General features: G+C 70.2%; 16 protein-coding genes. 3 read left to right on the forward strand and 13 right to left on the reverse strand.

The features are described from left to right. Positions 1–6 precede the first annotated feature (6 nt). Genes fabG through ACHMXA_RS19345 form a run of 10 tightly spaced genes read right to left on the reverse strand, consistent with a single transcriptional unit; the run spans position 7 to position 9552 of the window. The gene (gene fabG, locus ACHMXA_RS19300) at positions 7–738 is read right to left on the reverse strand and encodes a 3-oxoacyl-ACP reductase FabG (protein ID WP_395316221.1); all 732 of its coding nucleotides are present in this window, start codon (positions 736–738) and stop codon (positions 7–9) included. Continuing rightward, complete coding sequence (locus tag ACHMXA_RS19305) at positions 735–1211, reverse strand: hydroxymyristoyl-ACP dehydratase (protein ID WP_395316222.1); 477 nt, start codon at positions 1209–1211, stop codon at positions 735–737. Before ACHMXA_RS19305 ends, fabG begins: the two co-directional genes overlap by 4 nt. Beyond that, positions 1208–1978 carry a class I SAM-dependent methyltransferase gene (locus ACHMXA_RS19310; protein WP_395316223.1) on the reverse strand — a complete coding sequence of 257 codons (771 nt, stop codon included), beginning with the start codon at positions 1976–1978 and terminating at the stop codon, positions 1208–1210. The genes ACHMXA_RS19305 and ACHMXA_RS19310 overlap by 4 nt, the downstream gene beginning before the upstream one ends. Next, on the reverse strand, positions 1975–2796 hold the full coding sequence (locus ACHMXA_RS19315) for a polysaccharide deacetylase family protein (protein WP_395316224.1): 822 nt from the start codon (positions 2794–2796) through the stop codon (positions 1975–1977). Before ACHMXA_RS19315 ends, ACHMXA_RS19310 begins: the two co-directional genes overlap by 4 nt. Before the next feature lie 17 nt (positions 2797–2813). Further along, positions 2814–5228, reverse strand: coding sequence for an MMPL family transporter (locus tag ACHMXA_RS19320; protein ID WP_395316225.1), 2415 nt, complete (start codon positions 5226–5228; stop codon positions 2814–2816). Continuing rightward, complete coding sequence (locus ACHMXA_RS19325) at positions 5228–5848, reverse strand: LolA-related protein (protein ID WP_176664378.1); 621 nt, start codon at positions 5846–5848, stop codon at positions 5228–5230. Before ACHMXA_RS19325 ends, ACHMXA_RS19320 begins: the two co-directional genes overlap by 1 nt. Beyond that, positions 5838–6863, reverse strand: a complete 1026-nt coding sequence (locus ACHMXA_RS19330; protein WP_395316226.1) for an acyl-CoA synthetase — start codon at positions 6861–6863, stop codon at positions 5838–5840. Before ACHMXA_RS19330 ends, ACHMXA_RS19325 begins: the two co-directional genes overlap by 11 nt. Next, positions 6863–8575 (reverse strand): AMP-binding protein, encoded by a 1713-nt coding sequence (locus ACHMXA_RS19335; protein WP_395316227.1) that lies wholly within the window; start codon positions 8573–8575, stop codon positions 6863–6865. The genes ACHMXA_RS19330 and ACHMXA_RS19335 overlap by 1 nt, the downstream gene beginning before the upstream one ends. Positions 8576–8591: 16 nt before the next feature. Continuing rightward, entirely contained in the window at positions 8592–9236 is a 645-nt protein-coding gene (locus ACHMXA_RS19340; protein WP_395316228.1) for a hypothetical protein, read from the reverse strand. Positions 9237–9240: 4 nt separating this feature from the next. Further along, positions 9241–9552, reverse strand: a complete 312-nt coding sequence (locus tag ACHMXA_RS19345) for a phosphopantetheine-binding protein (RefSeq protein WP_093194980.1) — start codon at positions 9550–9552, stop codon at positions 9241–9243. 240 nt (positions 9553–9792) lie between these two features. Between ACHMXA_RS19345 and ACHMXA_RS19350 the strand changes: the two genes are divergently transcribed. Further along, positions 9793–11313, forward strand: coding sequence for a helicase HerA-like domain-containing protein (locus ACHMXA_RS19350; RefSeq protein WP_395316229.1), 1521 nt, complete (start codon positions 9793–9795; stop codon positions 11311–11313). A 24-nt stretch (positions 11314–11337) separates the two neighbouring features. On the opposite strand, the gene ACHMXA_RS19355 is transcribed toward ACHMXA_RS19350, so the two are convergent. The 3 genes from ACHMXA_RS19355 to ACHMXA_RS19365 all read right to left on the reverse strand — a co-directional run bounded on the left by ACHMXA_RS19355 (position 11338) and on the right by ACHMXA_RS19365 (position 12954). Then, a complete protein-coding gene (locus tag ACHMXA_RS19355; RefSeq protein ID WP_395316230.1) occupies positions 11338–11985 on the reverse strand; it encodes an NrsF family protein in 648 nt (215 codons plus the stop codon). Beyond that, positions 11982–12572, reverse strand: a complete 591-nt coding sequence (locus ACHMXA_RS19360; RefSeq protein ID WP_395316231.1) for a sigma-70 family RNA polymerase sigma factor — start codon at positions 12570–12572, stop codon at positions 11982–11984. The genes ACHMXA_RS19355 and ACHMXA_RS19360 overlap by 4 nt, the downstream gene beginning before the upstream one ends. Before the next feature lie 73 nt (positions 12573–12645). After that, the gene (locus ACHMXA_RS19365; protein ID WP_176664238.1) at positions 12646–12954 is read right to left on the reverse strand and encodes a hypothetical protein; all 309 of its coding nucleotides are present in this window, start codon (positions 12952–12954) and stop codon (positions 12646–12648) included. A 153-nt stretch (positions 12955–13107) separates the two neighbouring features. On the opposite strand from ACHMXA_RS19365, the gene ACHMXA_RS19370 reads away from it, so the two are divergent. Both ACHMXA_RS19370 and ACHMXA_RS19375 read left to right on the forward strand, forming a co-directional pair. Beyond that, positions 13108–14418, forward strand: a complete 1311-nt coding sequence (locus ACHMXA_RS19370; protein WP_218088127.1) for a GTP cyclohydrolase II — start codon at positions 13108–13110, stop codon at positions 14416–14418. Continuing rightward, positions 14415–15824: a URC4/urg3 family protein gene (locus ACHMXA_RS19375; protein WP_176664239.1), complete on the forward strand. Its 1410-nt coding sequence runs from the start codon at positions 14415–14417 to the stop codon at positions 15822–15824. The genes ACHMXA_RS19370 and ACHMXA_RS19375 overlap by 4 nt, the downstream gene beginning before the upstream one ends. Positions 15825–15849 lie beyond the last annotated feature (25 nt).

Below are 15849 nucleotides of genomic sequence, written 5' to 3' on the forward strand. Positions count from 1 at the left end.
GGGGCTTCAGATCATCCCGCCGTTGATCGAGATCACCTGCCCCGTGATGTAGCCCGCCTCCTCGCTCGCGAGGAACGAGGCCAGCGCCGCCACTTCCTGCGGCGTTCCGGCGCGCTTCACCGGCACCATCTGGTTGATGACGGCGGGGTCGAACACTGCGTCGGCCATCGGCGACGCGATGATCCCCGGCGCGATGGCGTTCACCGTCACGCCGCGCGAGGCGACCTCAAGCGAGAGCGCCTTGGTCGCGCTGTTCAGCGCCCCCTTGGCCGCGGCGTAGTTGACCTGCCCGCGATTGCCCGCAATGGCCGCCACCGACGAGATGTTCAGGATGCGCCCCCAGCGCGTGCGCATCATCGGCAGCAGCAAGGGCTGCGTGACGCGGAAGAAGCCGTTGAGCGACACGTCGATCACCTTGTGCCACTGGTCGGCGCGCATGCCGGGCAGCACGGCGTCGTCGTGCACGCCCGCGTTGTTGACCAGGATCTGCACCGGCCCGCCTTCGAGGATGCGCGTGCATGCCGCGGCGGCGGCCTCGTCGCTGCACAGGTCGAAGACATGGCATTCGGCCTTGCCGCCCGCGGCCGTGATCGATGCCGCCAGTTGCTCGACCGCCTCGGGCCGCGAGTTGGCGTGCAGCAGCACCGTCGCGCCGTCGCGGGCCAGGCGTTCGGCCATGGCGGCGCCGAGCGCGCCGCTGGCACCGGTGATCAGTGCGCGTTTTCCTTCGAGACTCATGGCGTCGCCGTGCTTTCTGCTGCTGCCAGCGGGGTGTTCAGGACCACCACGGCACGGCCTTCAGCCAGCATGCGGCCGTCGTCGGCCTTCACCGTGAATTCATAGAGGATCTGCCGGTCGTCGCCCGACAGGCGCCGGGCCGCGACCTGCAAGGCGCCGGCGACGTCGTCCAGCCGCGCCACCGCCAGCTTCACGTTGCGCGCGCTCGCGAGGAAACCGGCCGAGGGCGCGCTGCCCTCTTCCGCCAGCAAACCGCCGTGCAGGGCCATCGCCTGCGCGGCGTATTCGATGGCGTTCGGCGCCAGCAGGCCGCTTTCGGTGCGCAGCGGGTTGTCGGCCTGCGAATGGGTGGTGGTACTGCAGCGGATGGTGTCGGCGTCCCAGCCTTCGAGCCGCTCCAGCAGGCACATGCTGCCGCTGTGCGGAATGCGCCGGGCGATGCCCGCGCGGTCGAGCGTCTGCGGCGCGGTCAAGCAGCCGGCTCCAGGTCGGCCACCAGCAGCACGTTGGCGAAGGGAGTGCCCTCGCTCATCGGAATGCTCTGCACGCGGAAGCCCAGGCTGTCCAGCACCGCCGTCCATTCGGCCAGCGTCCGTCCCCAGGTCGGCGAGACCTTGTGGCCGCGGATGCGCGTGACCGTGCGGTCCACCCACTGGCTGATCGCGAAGCCGCGCCGGCTGGACGCATCGCCCACGCGCAGCAGCAGCCGGGCGTGCGGGTTGCCGCCACGGCGCAACGCATCGCGCACGCGCAGCAGCACGCCTTCCTGCGCCTCGAGGTTCACGTAGTGCAGCACGTCGAGGATCACAACCAGATCGCAGTCGGGCAGTTCGGCCTTGCACATGTCGGCGCAGACCAGCCGGGGCGCGGGCTCCAGATGGCCGATGGAGGCCTCGGCGCGCGCCACGTCCTTGGGCATCAGTTCGATGCCGGTGTAGTCGGCGCCGTGCGGCGTGGCTGCCCACGACGACGGCCAACGGCCCTGCTTCTGCATCGCGCTCATCGAAGCCAGCAGGCTCGCGAAAAGGCCCTGGCCGCAGCCGATGTCGACCACGCGCTGGTGCTGCTCGCCGAACAGCCTGCGTTCGAGCAGCCCGCGGAACACCGGGTCGCGCCCCAGCTTGCCGCGCGCGAAGTGCCAGGCGAAGCTGCCGCTCTTCTTGTAGGGGATGGTCGCGGCCTCGTGCAGCTCGCGCCAGGCGGTCTCGGTCGACGACGAAGACGACATCACCGCGCTCATGGCTTCAGGCCTTCGGGCAGGGTCACGGCGCGCAAACCATCAGCGCGCAGGCGTTCGAGCAACAAGGGCAATACCTCCAGCAAAACAGGTTGTCCCGCAGCGGTGCGCGCGGCGTTGCCGTCGTGCAGCAACAGGATGTCGCGCGCCTGCAGGTTGCGGCTCAGGCGCGCCATAACCTTGGCGGCGTCGCCCTCGCGGGTGTCGAAGCCGCGCCGCGTCCAGCTCACGAGCGAGAGGCCGAGGCGGTGCAGCACGGGTTCGAGGAAAGGGTTGCGCAGGCCGGCCGGCGCGCGGAAACAGGTCGGGCGCTGGCCGGTGACGTCGGCGAGGATGTCCTGCGCCCGCGCTATCTCGGCTGCGAAACCGCGCGGCCCGAGGAACGAGAAGTTGTGCCGGTGCCGCGCCGTGTGGTTCTGGATGCTGTGGCCGCGCGCGACGATCTCGCGCGCCAGCGCCGGCTGCGCCAGCACCCGCTCGGCGATGCAGAAGAAGGTGGCGCGCTGTCCATGGGCGTCGAGCAGGTCGAGCACGTGCGGCGTGACTTCGGGCTCCGGGCCGTCGTCGATGGTGATGGCGACCTCGCGACGCGCCGCGGCCGCCTCGGGCAGGCGGGTGACGTTGGGGCCCAGCAGGCTGCTGCGCGGCGTGAGGCCGGCGCCGGTGATCAGCGCGTGGTTCAGCACGATCGCGCCCACGGCCCAGGGCAAGGCGCCCGGCACCAGCACGCCCGCGCCGATGGCTGCGACGTGCCACGCGGCACTGGCGCGGATGGCCGGCGGCCAGGGCCAGGATTCGGTGGATGCAGGCACGGAAGACATGGGGCCGGATTTTCCCCTCATGCGCCGCGCGAAGCCTTCGAAGGCCCCACTCGCCGTGCAAAAGCCGCCGACAGCAGCAGCGCCAGCAGCGCCCCCGGCGCGACCACCCGGCCGATGGACGACAGCGCCGGAATGTCCGAGATGGCGATCAGCCCGAAGGACACCACCGTCGTCAGGTTGGCCAGCATCAGCGAGGCCAGCGTGTCCTCGTCGGCCCGGCCAGTGGTGCGCAGCTGGTCGAAGAAAAGCGCGTAGTTCGAGCCCACCGCCACGATCAGCAGCAAGCCCACCAGGTGCAGGATGCCGAGCGCCGCCTGCAGCACCGCCATGCCGCCCAGCGTGAGCACCACCGCGAACAGCAGCGGCTGGCACACGGCCAGCAGCCGGCGCCACGAACGCAGGTAGATGCCGAGCAGCACCACGACGGCCAGCGCACCGAGCAGCACCTGCACGAAGGCTTCGTGCAGATAGCGCTGGTAGAGGCTCGCGAGCTCTCGCCCGACGTCGACCACCTGCACCTCGGGCAGCCCCGCCAGCGCCGCTTCGAGACGGCCCTGGTCGAACTTCGCGCCTGGATGCAGCACCACCAGCGTGCCCCAGCCGCCGCCGGGACGCTCGTACATCAGCGTGTTCAGGATCGGGCCAAGCGGCCCGTCGGCCAGTTCGGCACGCTGCACCGGCGGCAGCTTGCGCGCGGCCTCCACGTCGGCCAGGAAGGGGCCGAGCCGCGAGGCCGGCAGCGGCAGGCCCTTGGTTGCTTCGGCCAGGTTGGCTCGCAGGGTTTCGGCATCGGGCAGGCCGGCGATGCGCGCCTTCTGCACCTCCAGGCTCGGCAGCACGCGGGTAACGGTCTCGTAGCCGACCAGCTCGCCGCTGTCGACCAGCGCGTCCAGCCGCGCGGCGGCAGCCTCGGTGTGGCGCAGCGCGGCCTGCTCGTCGTCGCCGTAGGCGACCACCAGCACGCCGCCATCGCTCGCGCCGATGTCGTTGCGCAGCATCTCGTCGAGCTGCTGGGAGGCCTTGGGCACCGGGCTCATCGCACCGAGGTCGGCGCGCCACAGATGGCCGCCCTGCCACAGCACCAGCGCCAGTGCGGCCACGCCCAGCGCCGCCAGCGGCCAGCGCAGGCTCGGCAGGCCGCGCACCAGCGCGCCCGCGAGTTGCGCCATGTACCGCCGCATGCCCATGCCGGTGGCGCCATCGGGAGCCAGCACCGGCAGCACGTAGCGCGTGGCCAGCGCGGCCGAGACCAGGCCCGCGATCGAGAACACGCCCAACTGCGCCAACCCCGGGAAGCCAGAGAACACCAGCGCCGCGAAGCCGCATACCGAGGTCAGCAGCCCGAGCCGCACCGTGGGCCAGTTCAGGTCGCGCCAGCGCTGCCAGCCGGTGCCGGCCACCGCGCCCGCCCCTGCCTGCCGCGCCTGGATCAGGTAATAGATGGCGTAGTCCACCGTCTCCCCGATCAGCGTGCTGCCGAAGCCCAGCGTGAGCCCGTGCACCGAGCCGAACACCAGGCTCACGCTAGCGGTGCCGATCACCACGCCCGTGGCCACCGGCAGGAAGGCGATGACCAGCGCGCGCGGCGAGGCGAAAGCCAGCAGCAGCAGCCCGCCCATGACGATGCCGCCCACCACCGCGAGGTGGATCGCCTCGGTCTTGATCTTGTCGCGGCTCATCACCGAGAACGCCGGCGGACCGCTCAGCAGCAGCTTGGGGGCCTCGGCACCCATGTCGCGCACTGCGGCCTCGTAGGCGGCGTGCACGCGCGCGATGGCCACGGCCTGCGCGTCGAGGTCGCTTCCGGCGGCACGCGTGGTGGCGATCATCAGCGCGCGCGGCGCGGTGCGCGACATCCACACGCCGTCCTCGCTGCGCGGCGAGCTCGCGGGCACCAGTTCCATGGCGATGCGCTGGGTTTCGCCGGTCGGGTCACGGTCGAGGAAGGGCTTGATCACGTTGCCGGCCGGGGTACCCAGCATCGACAGCGTTTCGTTGATGGCATCGCGCAGGCCCTCGACGGTGAAATGCCCGGGATTCACGCCGGGCGAGAGCTGGTAGCGGTGCTGGAACACCCAGGTGCCGCTGTCGCTCCAGTCGCTGACGTCGCCGTTCTGGACCAGCTCGAAGAGCTTGCTCTGGCGCATTTCCTTCGCCACCGCGCGCGATACTGCCGCCCGCTGCTCCACGCTGCCGCCTTCGATGCCCAGCATCAGCGTGCGCGAGGCGACGCCGCTTTGCAGCTGCTCGATCAGCACCCGCTGGCGCACGTCGGGGCTCTTGGGCAGGAAGGCCGAGAGATCGGCGCCGATCTGCGTGCGCGCGATCACCACCACGCCGCACAGCAGCACCAGCAGCCATGCCAGCAGCACGACTGCCCTGCGCCGCCAGTCGGGCGGGCCGCCCGACTGCTGCAGTTGCCCCGTCTGCATCACGGCGTGGTGCGTCCGGGAGCGCCGGCCGGCGCGGGAGCGGAAGCGGCCGCCCCCGGGGTGATGTTCATGACCGAGCGGTCGCCGCCGACGAATTCCATCTCCAGCCCCAGCACGTCGCTCGCGCGGCCGCTGATGCGCATGCTGCGCACCTGCGCTGCAAGGCGGCTGTCCAGCGGCGTGAGGTCGAGCGTCCACTTGGCGGCGGAGCCCGAGACGGTGCTGCGGAAGTAGCGCTGCAGCGTGGCGCCGTCGCCAGTCAGCGTGCCGCGCATGGCTTCGACCAGCCCCAGCAGCTCGGGCATGCTGTCGAGCGCCAGCGTGCGGTTGCGCCCGCCGCGCGAGAGCGTCAGCGTGTTGCCCTCGACCGCCATGGTCTCGATGCGCGGCGACAGCGTGCGGCGCACCAGCTTGTCCGGCGCGTCGAAGCTCAGCGTGCCGCTGGCGTCGAGCGGGCCTTCGAGGCCATGTACGAAGCGCTGTTCGGTGAAGCGGGCCTCCCCGCTCTTCTGCTTTGCCAGCAGCGTCATCAGCTCGGGCAGGTCGAACGCCGCCCAGGCCGGCACGGCGCAGAAGGCCAGTGCGAGCACGAATGCCCTGCAAAGCCGGTCAAGCCGCATCTTCGAGCCAGAAATCATGGAAATTGAACCAGTTGTAGGGGTACGCGCGGCACATCGCCTCCAGGCGCGCCACGTAGGCTTCGACGGCCTCGCGGATGCGCTGCTCACGCTCCGCGGGGCTCGCGGCCCGCTCGCCGAAGTCGGCCAGCGGGTCGAACCGGACATCGTAGCGCGCGCCTCCGCCATAGAGCCCCGCCATGAAGAACACCTTGCGGCGCAGCAGCGCGGCCAGGCGGAAGGGGCCGTCGTTGAAGACGGCGGGCTGCCCGAGGAACGGCAGCACGATGTTGTTGCCGCGCTGGTGCGCCGGCTGGTCTTCGCTGCCCGGCAGCGTGCGGTCGGCCAGCATGCCGCCCATGCCGCCGCCGTCGAGCCAGTCGCGCAGCTCGAGCATCGAGTGCGGCCGGCCCAGCGCGATGACGTGGGGTCGCAGCTCGGGCACCGCGATGGCATTGAGGATGCCGGTGATGCGCCGCGCGTTGTCCGGGTACATCAGCATCGCCAGGCGCATGTGGCGCTGGTGCGTCTGCTGCTTGCAGGCGCCCAGCGCCTCGAAGCTGCCGACGTGGGCGCCGAGCAGGAAGGCGCCCCGCCCGTTCGCCAGTTCGACGTCGAGCGGCTCGTTGCCCTCGATCTTCACCTTGAAGAGATCCATGCGCCCGCGCAGGAAATACACGCGGTCGAGCACGGTGGACGCGAAGGCATGCAGCAGCCGGAAACCGTCGACCCAGCCCGCCCGCGGCCCGATGGCGCGGAACAGATAGCGCTTGATGTGGCGGCGCTGCGCCGGCGCGAAGAGCAGGAAGTACAGCGCGATCGGCGGCAGCAGCAGCCGGGTGACGTGGCGGCCGAACACCAGCGCCATCATCACGATGAAGCGCAGCGCGAGCATGTTGCTGCGCTCGGGCGCATGCGCCCAGGCGCCGCTCTCGCCCTTGTGCGCGGCCTTGGGCGCGGCCTGTGCGGTGCGGTCCGCCTCGTCCACGGCGCGCGTCTCCACTTCGGTGTGCTTCATCACGCCGACTCTTGCATGCCCGTCCAGCGGCCGGTGACAGCCACCGCGCCGTCGCAGCGCACGTCGAATCGCACGCCCCGGGCGGCTCCGGCCTCGGGATTCAGCTCGATGGAAAGCACCGCGCCGGGCCGCACGGGCGCCAGGAACTTGGCGGCGGCGAGCGTCGGATGCTCGCCCAGCCGCGCCGCCAGCGCCGGCACGCGGCGAATGGCTTCCATCACCTCGGCCAGCACCAGCGCGCCCGGCAGCAGCGGCTGGCCCGGGAAGTGGCCCGCGAACGCCGGGTGATCGACCGGCACCTCGTGCGCCATCTGCACCGGCGTGTCGTCTTCCGCCAGTTGCGCCAGCGCGAATTCGCGCAGCGCCCGCACGGTGAGCTTGCCCGTGCCTTCGCGCGGAAAGCTCTTCACCTGCACCACGCGCCGCGGCACGAAAACGGGCTCCAGCCGCTGCCGCAGGGCCGCGATGATCTCGCCGGCCGAGAGCGTCGGCGCGACCACGAAGGCCACCGGCCGCACCACGCCGTCGGCCACCTCGTCGGGCAGCCAGAAGGCGCCGTCGTCCACGCCCGGAATGCTGTTGAGGTGGAAGTTCAGGTGCGCCAGCGAACTGCGCCGGCCGGCCACATGGATGAGGTCGTTGGCGCGGCCGAAAAGGCGGAAGCGCCGCTCGTCGAGCAGTTCGAGCACGTCGGCCATCGGCGTGGGCTCGGGAATGAAGTCGCCGCTGAAGACGAAGCGCTCGGGGCCGCCATCGGCCGAGGGTTCGGCATGCACGCGGATCTCGCCGAAGGTCTCCCAGATCTCGTTGTCGGTGGTGCGGCGCGTGGCGACCTGGCCCGACTCGGTGCTGCCGTAGATCTCGAGCAGCACGCCGCCCATCGCCTGCTCGGCCTGCAGGGCGAGCTGCGGCGACAGCGGCGCGGTGGCCGAGAGGATCAGGTCGACCTGCGGCAGCTCGATGCCCGACAGCAGCAGCGTCTTGAGGTGGAAAGGAGTGGTCACCAGCGCGCGCGGGCGGGGCACGGAAGCCAGCGTCTTCGCGACGTCGGCCGGAAAGAACGGCCGGCCGCTCTCGAAGATCGCGCCGCCCAGCATGGCCAGCAGCACGGAAGACTCCAGCCCGTAGCTGTGCTGGACCGGCACGGTGGCCACCAGCGTCAGGCCCTCCAGGCTCGGGCGCTCCAGCACCCGGCACAGGCGCTTGACGGCCACTTCCACATCGCCCACCAGCGTGCGCCAGGTCTTCGCGTGCGGCTGGGGGACGCCGGTGGAGCCCGAGGTCAGCAGGCTGGCGGCGTGCATGCCCGCGTCGATGCGCGGCACGGCCACGGCGGCATTCCCCGCCGGACCGGCCAGTCCCTCGAGCAACAGCCGCTCCATGCCCGGCGTCTGGATGTGCGAGGCGTCGGTGTGCGCGAAAAGCGGCGAGCCGCGGGATTCGAGCAGCCGCGAGATCGTGTCGGGCCGCGCATCGGGCGGCAGCATGCTCGCGCGGCCGCGCACCAGCGCCGCGCCCAGGCTCACCGCGAAGGCATATCGGTCGCCGCAGAGATTGACGGCATCGCCCTCGGCCGGCAGCGCGGGCGCGAAGCGGGCCACATCGGCCAGGAACTGGCGCGCGCTCACCGGCTCGCCAGCGCGCCATGCGAGGGGGGCGTCGAAGTCGCGGTTCGCGAGCAGCGGGAGGAAGCGGGTGTCGTCTGTCGTCACGCGGGCGGCGCCTGTGTCATTGGCCGCCGGGGCTGGTGTCAACCGACGACGTGCCGTAGAACGCGCGCACCGCGTCCACGAGGCGCGTGCGTTCGAATTCGGGATGCAGCCGGTAGCGCACCAGGTGTTCGCCCACGAAAAGCAGCGTCACCATCACGGGCGACAGCACATTGGCGAACAGCGACCAGTCGGAGAACGGCCGTGTGAGGTAGATGACGATCGAGGCCGCCACCATCACCGCGAAGAAGCCGGTCCAGATGCGCGTGAGCTGCGTGGTGTAGGAGAGCATGTGGCCGCGCAGCGGATGCACGCGCTGCGCGAACTGCGTGATCAGCGGCAGGCCCTTGCCGCGCAGCGTGGAGCCAAACCAGCCGCACAGCGCGCCGTTGATGGCCACGTGCTGCATCACGTACAGCCGGTTGGGGTCGCCCGCCTCACCCAGGAAGACGAGCGAGAAGCCACCGATGCCCGCAACCGCGGCAATGGCGACGCCCCATCGGCCGAACCAGCTGCCGGCCAAGCCCATGGCGGCGAGCCAGAGCGGGCCGAGCAGCACGACCACCGCCCACGGCTGCGTCGCGTGGAACAGCGTCATCCAGTGGGAGAGGCCGGCATATGCGACACCCACCACCAGCAGGAGCGCTATTCGCCATCGGGACATGGGATCAGGTGGCGACGCGATGCTGCGCGACGTGAGCCGCGAGCGTGCGCAGCGACTGGAAGATCTGCTGGTTGCGTTCGTCGTCCGAACGCAGCTGGAAGCCATAGCGGCGCGAGACTTCGAGCGCCACTTCGAGGATGTCGATCGAGTCGAGGCCCAGGCCTTCGCCGTACAGCGGCTCGGTGGGCACGATGTCCTCGGGGGCCACTTCGAGATTGAGCGCGTTCACGAGCAGCACGGCCAGCTCTTTTTCGATCGGCGACTGTTCGGAGGCATCGCCGTTGGCGGGAATGGGGGGCTGGGCAGTCGATGACAAAAAAACCTCCTAAAACTTATTCCTGAACCACCGTGCGGGCCGTGGATTATAGGAGTGCCATCCAGGCCGGCCGCGAAGCCGCCTGCAGCGCAAATACGTACTCTTTCGACTTATTTCACCCTGTTGCACACCATGGGCGGACCCCGGGATGATTCGGCCTGCGGACCGGGCCGGCCCGGAGGGAAGAACGCGTGCCGATTCACCCTAGACTACCCGCTTCGTTACGACCCGGAGCGCCCCATGGCCGACCCTCTTCTGATCGCACGGCATGACACCATCGAGTGCAACCTCCTTCCCGGCTTGGCCAATCGCCACGGCCTCATCACGGGCGCCACCGGCACCGGCAAGACCGTCACGCTGCAGACCATTGCGCAGAAGCTCTCCTCCATCGGCGTGCCGGTGTTCATGGCCGACGTCAAGGGCGACCTGACCGGCATCAGCCAGAAAGGCAGCATCGGCGACAAGCTGGCCGCCACGCTCAAGGAACGCGGCATCGAGCTGCCCGAGCCCGCAGCCTGCCCCGTCACGCTGTGGGACGTGTTCGGCGAACAGGGCCACCCGGTGCGCGCCACCATCTCCGACATGGGCCCGCTGCTGCTGGGCCGCATGCTCGACGTGAACGAAACCCAGGCCGGCGTACTGAACCTGGTGTTCAAGATCGCCGATGACAACGGCCTGCTGCTGCTCGACCTGAAGGACCTGCGCGCGATGCTGCAGTACGTGGGCGAGAACTCGAGCCAGTTCACTACCCAGTACGGCAACATCAGCGCCGCCAGCGTGGGCGCCATCCAGCGCGGGCTGCTGCAGATCGAGACCCAGGGCGGCGACAAGTTCTTCGGCGAGCCGATGCTCAACATCGCCGACTTCATGCAGACCGTGGGCGGCAAGGGCGTGGTGAACGTGCTCGCGGCCGACAAGCTCATGAACTCGCCGCGCCTGTACGCCACCTTCCTGCTGTGGATGCTGTCGGAGCTCTTCGAGCAGCTGCCCGAAGTCGGCGACCCCGAGCAGCCCAAGCTGGCCTTCTTCTTCGACGAGGCCCACCTGCTGTTCAACGAGGCGCCCAAGGCGCTGGTGGAACGCATCGAGCTGGTCGTGCGGCTGGTGCGCTCCAAGGGCGTCGGCGTGTACTTCGTCACCCAGAACCCGCTGGACATTCCCGACACGGTGCTGGCCCAGCTCGGCAACCGCGTGCAGCACGCACTGCGGGCCTTCACCCCGCGCGACCAGAAGGCAGTGAAGGCCGCCGCCAGCACCATGCGCCAGAAGCCGGGGCTGGACATCGAGACCGCCATCACCGAGCTTGCGGTCGGCGAGGCGCTGGTGAGCCTGCTCGACGAGAAGGGCCGCCCCAGCGTGACCGAGCGCGTGTTCGTGCTGCCGCCGGCCAGCCAGCTCGGCCCGATCACGCCCGAGCAGCGCAAGGCGCTGATCTCGGGCTCACTGGTCGCCGGCGTCTACGAGAAGTCGGTGGACCGCGAATCGGCCTACGAGAAGCTCAAGGGCCGCGCCGAAAGCGCCCCCGACGCTCCTGCCTCTGCCGCACCAGGCGCCGCCAAGGGCACGGCCGAGTCCTCGGGCTCCGGCATGGGAGGCATGCTCAACGACATGCTTTTCGGTACCACCGGCCCGCGCGGCGCCAAGCACGACGGCCTGGTTCAGACCATGGCCAAGTCGGCGGTGCGCACCATGGGCACCTCGGTGGGCAAGGAGATCCTGCGCGGCGTGCTGGGCGGAATCTTCGGCAGCAAGAAGCGCTGAGCCCCAAGGGCAGCACCTGCCTGCCTACCAGCGCAGCAGGCGCGGCCCGAGCAACGCACCCACGAGCACCGGCACCGCGATCCCGCTCACGTACCAGACGGCAAGGAACGGCGCGGTCAGCTCCATGCAGTGCAGCGCATAGATCGACGCCCCGACGCCGCCGGCCAGCGCCCCAGCCGCCGCGCCCGCCAGCGCGGGCCGCGTGGGCGCCATGCCCTTGAGCGCCACCAGCGCGGCGGCGAACACCGGCAGCGCCATCAGCCCGATGCTCGCGGCGCAGATGCGCCACGAATGCCCCATCAGCGAAGGCATGCGCTGGTCGGCCGGCAGAGTGAACCACGCGATCGCCGCCAGCCCCCACACCCCGAGCACCGGCAGCGCGACTCCTATCCAGGCATGCCGGGGCTTCACGCCCGGCCGCCCCAGCCGCTCGGCGGCCACGAAGCCCGCAGCCGCGATGCACAGCGGAAACAGCACCTTGACCCAGAACATCGGCCAGAACATGGCCTGCACGATGTCGTTGCGCACGCCGTACGCGGCGAACAGGATTGCGAACGAGAACGGCAGCCCCAGCAGCACGGCCAGCCGGATGCGGTAGCTGGCGCGGCGCCGGCCACGCGGCACGGTCACTTCGCCGTTGGCGAGCATCGTGACCAGGTCGTCGGTCTTCATGCCGCCGCCCCCCAGTTGTTGCCGAAACGGGCGGCGAGCGCCTTCAGCCCGCGGTGGATGCCGACCTTGACGGCCGATTCCGACATGCCCGTCAGGCTCGCTGTCTCGGCCACCGAGCGGCCTTCGATCTTCACGTGCACGATGGGCAGGCGCTGGCGCTCGGGCAGCGTCTCGAGCAGGCCGCCCAGGTCGCGCTTCGCGTCGCTGGCCTCCTCGGCGGATTCGGCGAACACGGCCAGGTCGTCGTCCAGCGGGTCATGCAGGTCTTCGCGGGCCGACTTGGCGCGCAGCAGGTCGATCATCTTGTAGCGCGCGATGGCGTGCACCCAGGCCGTCAGCGGCTGGTCGCTCTGGTAGGTGTGGCGCTGGTTGTGCATGGCGAGCAGGCATTCCTGGACAAGGTCTTCCACTTCATCGGGCCAGCCAAAGAGGCGCTTGCCCAGAAAGGCGCGCAGATGCGCGCTGAGCCGCTGCAGGAAGTCGCGGTAGGCCTTCGCGTCGCCGTCGAGGCCGCGAAGGAACAGGCTGCGCAGCGCCGCTTCCGCGTCGCCCGGGTTCGTCCTGCTGCCTACGGTGTTTCGTTCCATCGGGCTGGCTGGTTACAGCCTTGTCGAAAAAGTTCTGACGGATTGTGCCGGGCCCGGGGCCGCCGGCATGGCTTCAAGGCTGCTTCAGGCACTGCTGGATGATCGGGCCGATTCGCGCCCCGACCTTTTCCTGGTCCTGCAGGTCGGCCACGGAGGTGTCCTTCATGACGCCGTCGGCCGCGCAGGTGCACAGCTTCTTGCGCTCTTCCTCCGACTTGTTCCCGCGCTCGCCCGCGCTCTTGACGCAGCTGCCGATGAAGCTCTCCCGGAAGCTGGCCTTGAAGGCGGTGTCGAAGCCTTCGGAGAAACCCTCCCTGGCCTTGTCGCAGGCGCTCAGGCCGAGCAGGCCCAGCGCGAGAAATACACAGGGAAGCACACGCATCGTTCTTTCCTCCATCGCATCCGGTCCGTACGTCCGTCCCGCGCATTGTTCCCCATTCGCGCGGCGGCGGCCGGATGCGCGGCGGTTCGCGCGTGGCGCGTTGCTTGCAAGCCGCACGCGTGATCGGTACATTGCATTTTTTGAGGGCCCCCAATGTCTGCTGACAGCACAACGATCCCTTCCGTCCCCGGCGGCGCCACGCCCCTTCCCCCACTCCACCCCTCCACGTCGACCGGCCACATCCGGCTGACCTCGCATGCCGGCGGCTTCGGCGCGCTGCCCATCCGATGGGGCGCGGCCACCGCGGCCGAGCGCGGGCCGGTGGTCGGGACCACCACCAAGCGGGCCCACCGCAACGTGATCGGCACGCACAGCGGCTCCTACAGCGTCTACCGCGCGCTCGCGGTGGCGGCCGGTGCGCTCAAGCGCGAGCACAAGGCCGATCTGACCAACACCGCGCCCACCGACACGATCGGGCCGTATCCGCAATGGAGCGAGCCGGGCCGCATCGTGTCGCTGGACCCGTGGGGCGCGCAGGTGGCGGAGGTGTTCGCCACCGAGCTTGCGGCGGGCTACGACATCCGCCCGACCATCGCGATCACCAAGGCGCACGTGATCCTGCCCGAGGTGATAGAGGCGCTGCAGAAAGGCCGCCTCAAGGCCGATGGCAAGTTCCTCACCGCCGGCGGCGCGGCCATGGTGACCAAGGCCGCCATCGAGCCCGTGTGGTACCTGCCCGAGGTGGCGCGCCGCTTCGGCTGCTCCGAGACCGACCTGCGCCGCACGCTCTTCGAGGAGACCGGCGGCATGTACCCGGAGCTGGTCACGCGGTCCGATCTCGAGGTGTTCCTGCCGCCCATCGGCGGGCAGACGCTCTACATCTTCGGCAACCCGCGCGACCTGGCGAACCCCGAGGTCGAGCTCACCGCGCGCATCCACGACGAGTGCAACGGCTCGGACGTGTTCGGCTCCGACATCTGCACCTGCCGCCCCTACCTCACGCACGCCATCGAGGAATGCATCCAGGGCGCGCAGCGCGGCGGCGTGGGCCTCATCGCCTATTCGCGCAAGGAAGGCCGCGCGCTGGGCGAGGTGACCAAGTTCCTGGTCTACAACGCGCGCAAGCGCCAGGTGGGCGGCGACACGGCCGACCAGTACTTCGCGCGCACCGAGTGCGTGGCCGGCGTGCAGGACATGCGCTTCCAGGAGCTGATGCCCGACGTCTTCCACTGGCTCGGCATCAAGAAGATCCATCGACTCGTGTCGATGAGCAACCTGAAATTCGACGCGATCACCGGCTCGGGCATCGAGATCGGCGAGCGCGTGAACATCCCCGACGAACTGATTCCCGCGGACGCCCGCGTCGAGATGGACGCCAAGATGGCGGCCGGCTACTTCACGCCAGGCCCGGTACCGGACGCAGAGGAACTGAAGAAGGCCAAAGGCCGAGGACTCAGCGAATGAACAGCAACCGAAACCACGACGACCCGAACCTGCCCGCAGACGGCTCCGGAAGCCTGCGGCCCGGCGGCGCGGGAGAGGTGGATCCGTCCATCGAATTCACCGCCGACACCGCCCACCCGGCAGGCGCGGCCACGCTGCTGCGCACCACCGCCGCCATCCGCGAGCGCGCCAACGCCTTGCTGGCGCGCGCGCGGCGCGGCGAGTCGCAGTGGTTCCGCATCGGCGGAGACGACGCACTCGAGGACGCGGCGCGCACCGTGGCCGAGGTCACGCGCGAACGCTATCCGTGGGACACCATCCCGTATCACAGCCGCTGGCGCCATTTCGAGGCCGGCGGCGTGAACCGCCTCGAGGAACTCGACAAGCTGCTCGGCAAGGTCGACGCACGCCAGCGCGCCAGCGCGCACATCGACCTGGTGCTGGTGAGCGTGCTGCTCGATGCCGGCGCCGGCCCCGGCTGGCACTACACCGAATCGGCCACCGGCCAGCGCTTCACGCGATCCGAAGGGCTGGGCGTGGCGAGCTTCCACGCGTTCACGAGCGGGCTCTTCTCGTCCAACCCCGATCGCCCCTTCCAGGTCGACGCGGCCGGCCTGCGCGGCCTGGTCACCGACCGGCTCGGCGACGCCTTCCAGGTGAGCGAGGTCAATCCGCTGGTCGGCCTCGCGGGCCGCACGGTGCTGCTGCGCCGGCTCGGCGAAGCCATGAGCGAGCAGCCGGAGACCTTCGGCGAAGAAGGCCGTCCCGCGGGCATGTTCGACGCCCTGGTGGCCCCGTTCGGCGCCGCCACGCCGCCCACCGCCGAGATCACGGCGCACCAGATCCTCTCGCTGCTGCTGGAGACGCTCTCGCGCATCTGGCCGGCGGCCAATGCTGTCGACAGCATCGCGGCCGACGGCAGCGACAGCCCCGGCGGCATCGGCTCGGGCGACCCCGCGCTGGCGCTGGGCGACTGCTGGCGCCACAGCGCCGTGCGCGGCCCCGGGCTCACCAACGGCTGGATGCCCTTCCACAAGCTCTCGCAGTGGCTCACCTACTCGCTGCTCGAACCCTTCGAATGGGCCGGCGTGAAGGTGCGGCAGCTCGACGCGCTCACCGCGCTGCCCGAATACCGCAACGGCGGCCTGCTGATCGACAGCGGCGTGATCGTGCCTAAAGACCCGGCCTTCCTCGCCCGCACCTGGAAGGTGAGCGACGAATTCATCGTCGAATGGCGCGCGCTCACGGTGGCGCTGCTCGACGAGGTCGCGCCGCGCGTGCGCAAGGTGCTCGACCGCACCGAGGAAGAGCTGCCACTGGCCTGCGTGCTCGAAGGCGGCACCTGGGCGGCGGGCCGGGCTCTGGCACAGCGCTTGCGAGACGGTGCGCCGCCTCTGCTGATCGAGAGCGACGGCACTGTCTTTTAGACTCGGGTGTTCCCCGTCTTCCAGC

It is taken from the genome of Variovorax sp. UC74_104, from assembly GCF_044055375.1.
In the GTDB taxonomy this organism is placed as follows: Bacteria; Pseudomonadota; Gammaproteobacteria; order Burkholderiales; family Burkholderiaceae_C; genus Variovorax.

What these genes read in the sequence shown, in the direction of transcription:
- fabG (WP_395316221.1), bottom strand. Translation starts at nt 738, where the DNA reads ATGAGTCTCGAAGGAAAACGCGCACTGATCACCGGTGCCAGCGGCGCG.
- ACHMXA_RS19310 (WP_395316223.1), bottom strand. Translation starts at nt 1,978, where the DNA reads ATGAGCGCGGTGATGTCGTCTTCGTCGTCGACCGAGACCGCCTGGCGC.
- ACHMXA_RS19315 (WP_395316224.1), bottom strand. Translation starts at nt 2,796, where the DNA reads ATGTCTTCCGTGCCTGCATCCACCGAATCCTGGCCCTGGCCGCCGGCC.
- ACHMXA_RS19320 (WP_395316225.1), bottom strand. Translation starts at nt 5,228, where the DNA reads ATGCAGACGGGGCAACTGCAGCAGTCGGGCGGCCCGCCCGACTGGCGG.
- ACHMXA_RS19325 (WP_176664378.1), bottom strand. Translation starts at nt 5,848, where the DNA reads ATGCGGCTTGACCGGCTTTGCAGGGCATTCGTGCTCGCACTGGCCTTC.
- ACHMXA_RS19330 (WP_395316226.1), bottom strand. Translation starts at nt 6,863, where the DNA reads ATGAAGCACACCGAAGTGGAGACGCGCGCCGTGGACGAGGCGGACCGC.
- ACHMXA_RS19340 (WP_395316228.1), bottom strand. Translation starts at nt 9,236, where the DNA reads ATGTCCCGATGGCGAATAGCGCTCCTGCTGGTGGTGGGTGTCGCATAT.
- ACHMXA_RS19350 (WP_395316229.1), top strand. Translation starts at nt 9,793, where the DNA reads ATGGCCGACCCTCTTCTGATCGCACGGCATGACACCATCGAGTGCAAC.
- ACHMXA_RS19355 (WP_395316230.1), bottom strand. Translation starts at nt 11,985, where the DNA reads ATGAAGACCGACGACCTGGTCACGATGCTCGCCAACGGCGAAGTGACC.
- ACHMXA_RS19360 (WP_395316231.1), bottom strand. Translation starts at nt 12,572, where the DNA reads ATGGAACGAAACACCGTAGGCAGCAGGACGAACCCGGGCGACGCGGAA.
- ACHMXA_RS19365 (WP_176664238.1), bottom strand. Translation starts at nt 12,954, where the DNA reads ATGCGTGTGCTTCCCTGTGTATTTCTCGCGCTGGGCCTGCTCGGCCTG.
- ACHMXA_RS19370 (WP_218088127.1), top strand. Translation starts at nt 13,108, where the DNA reads ATGTCTGCTGACAGCACAACGATCCCTTCCGTCCCCGGCGGCGCCACG.
- ACHMXA_RS19375 (WP_176664239.1), top strand. Translation starts at nt 14,415, where the DNA reads ATGAACAGCAACCGAAACCACGACGACCCGAACCTGCCCGCAGACGGC.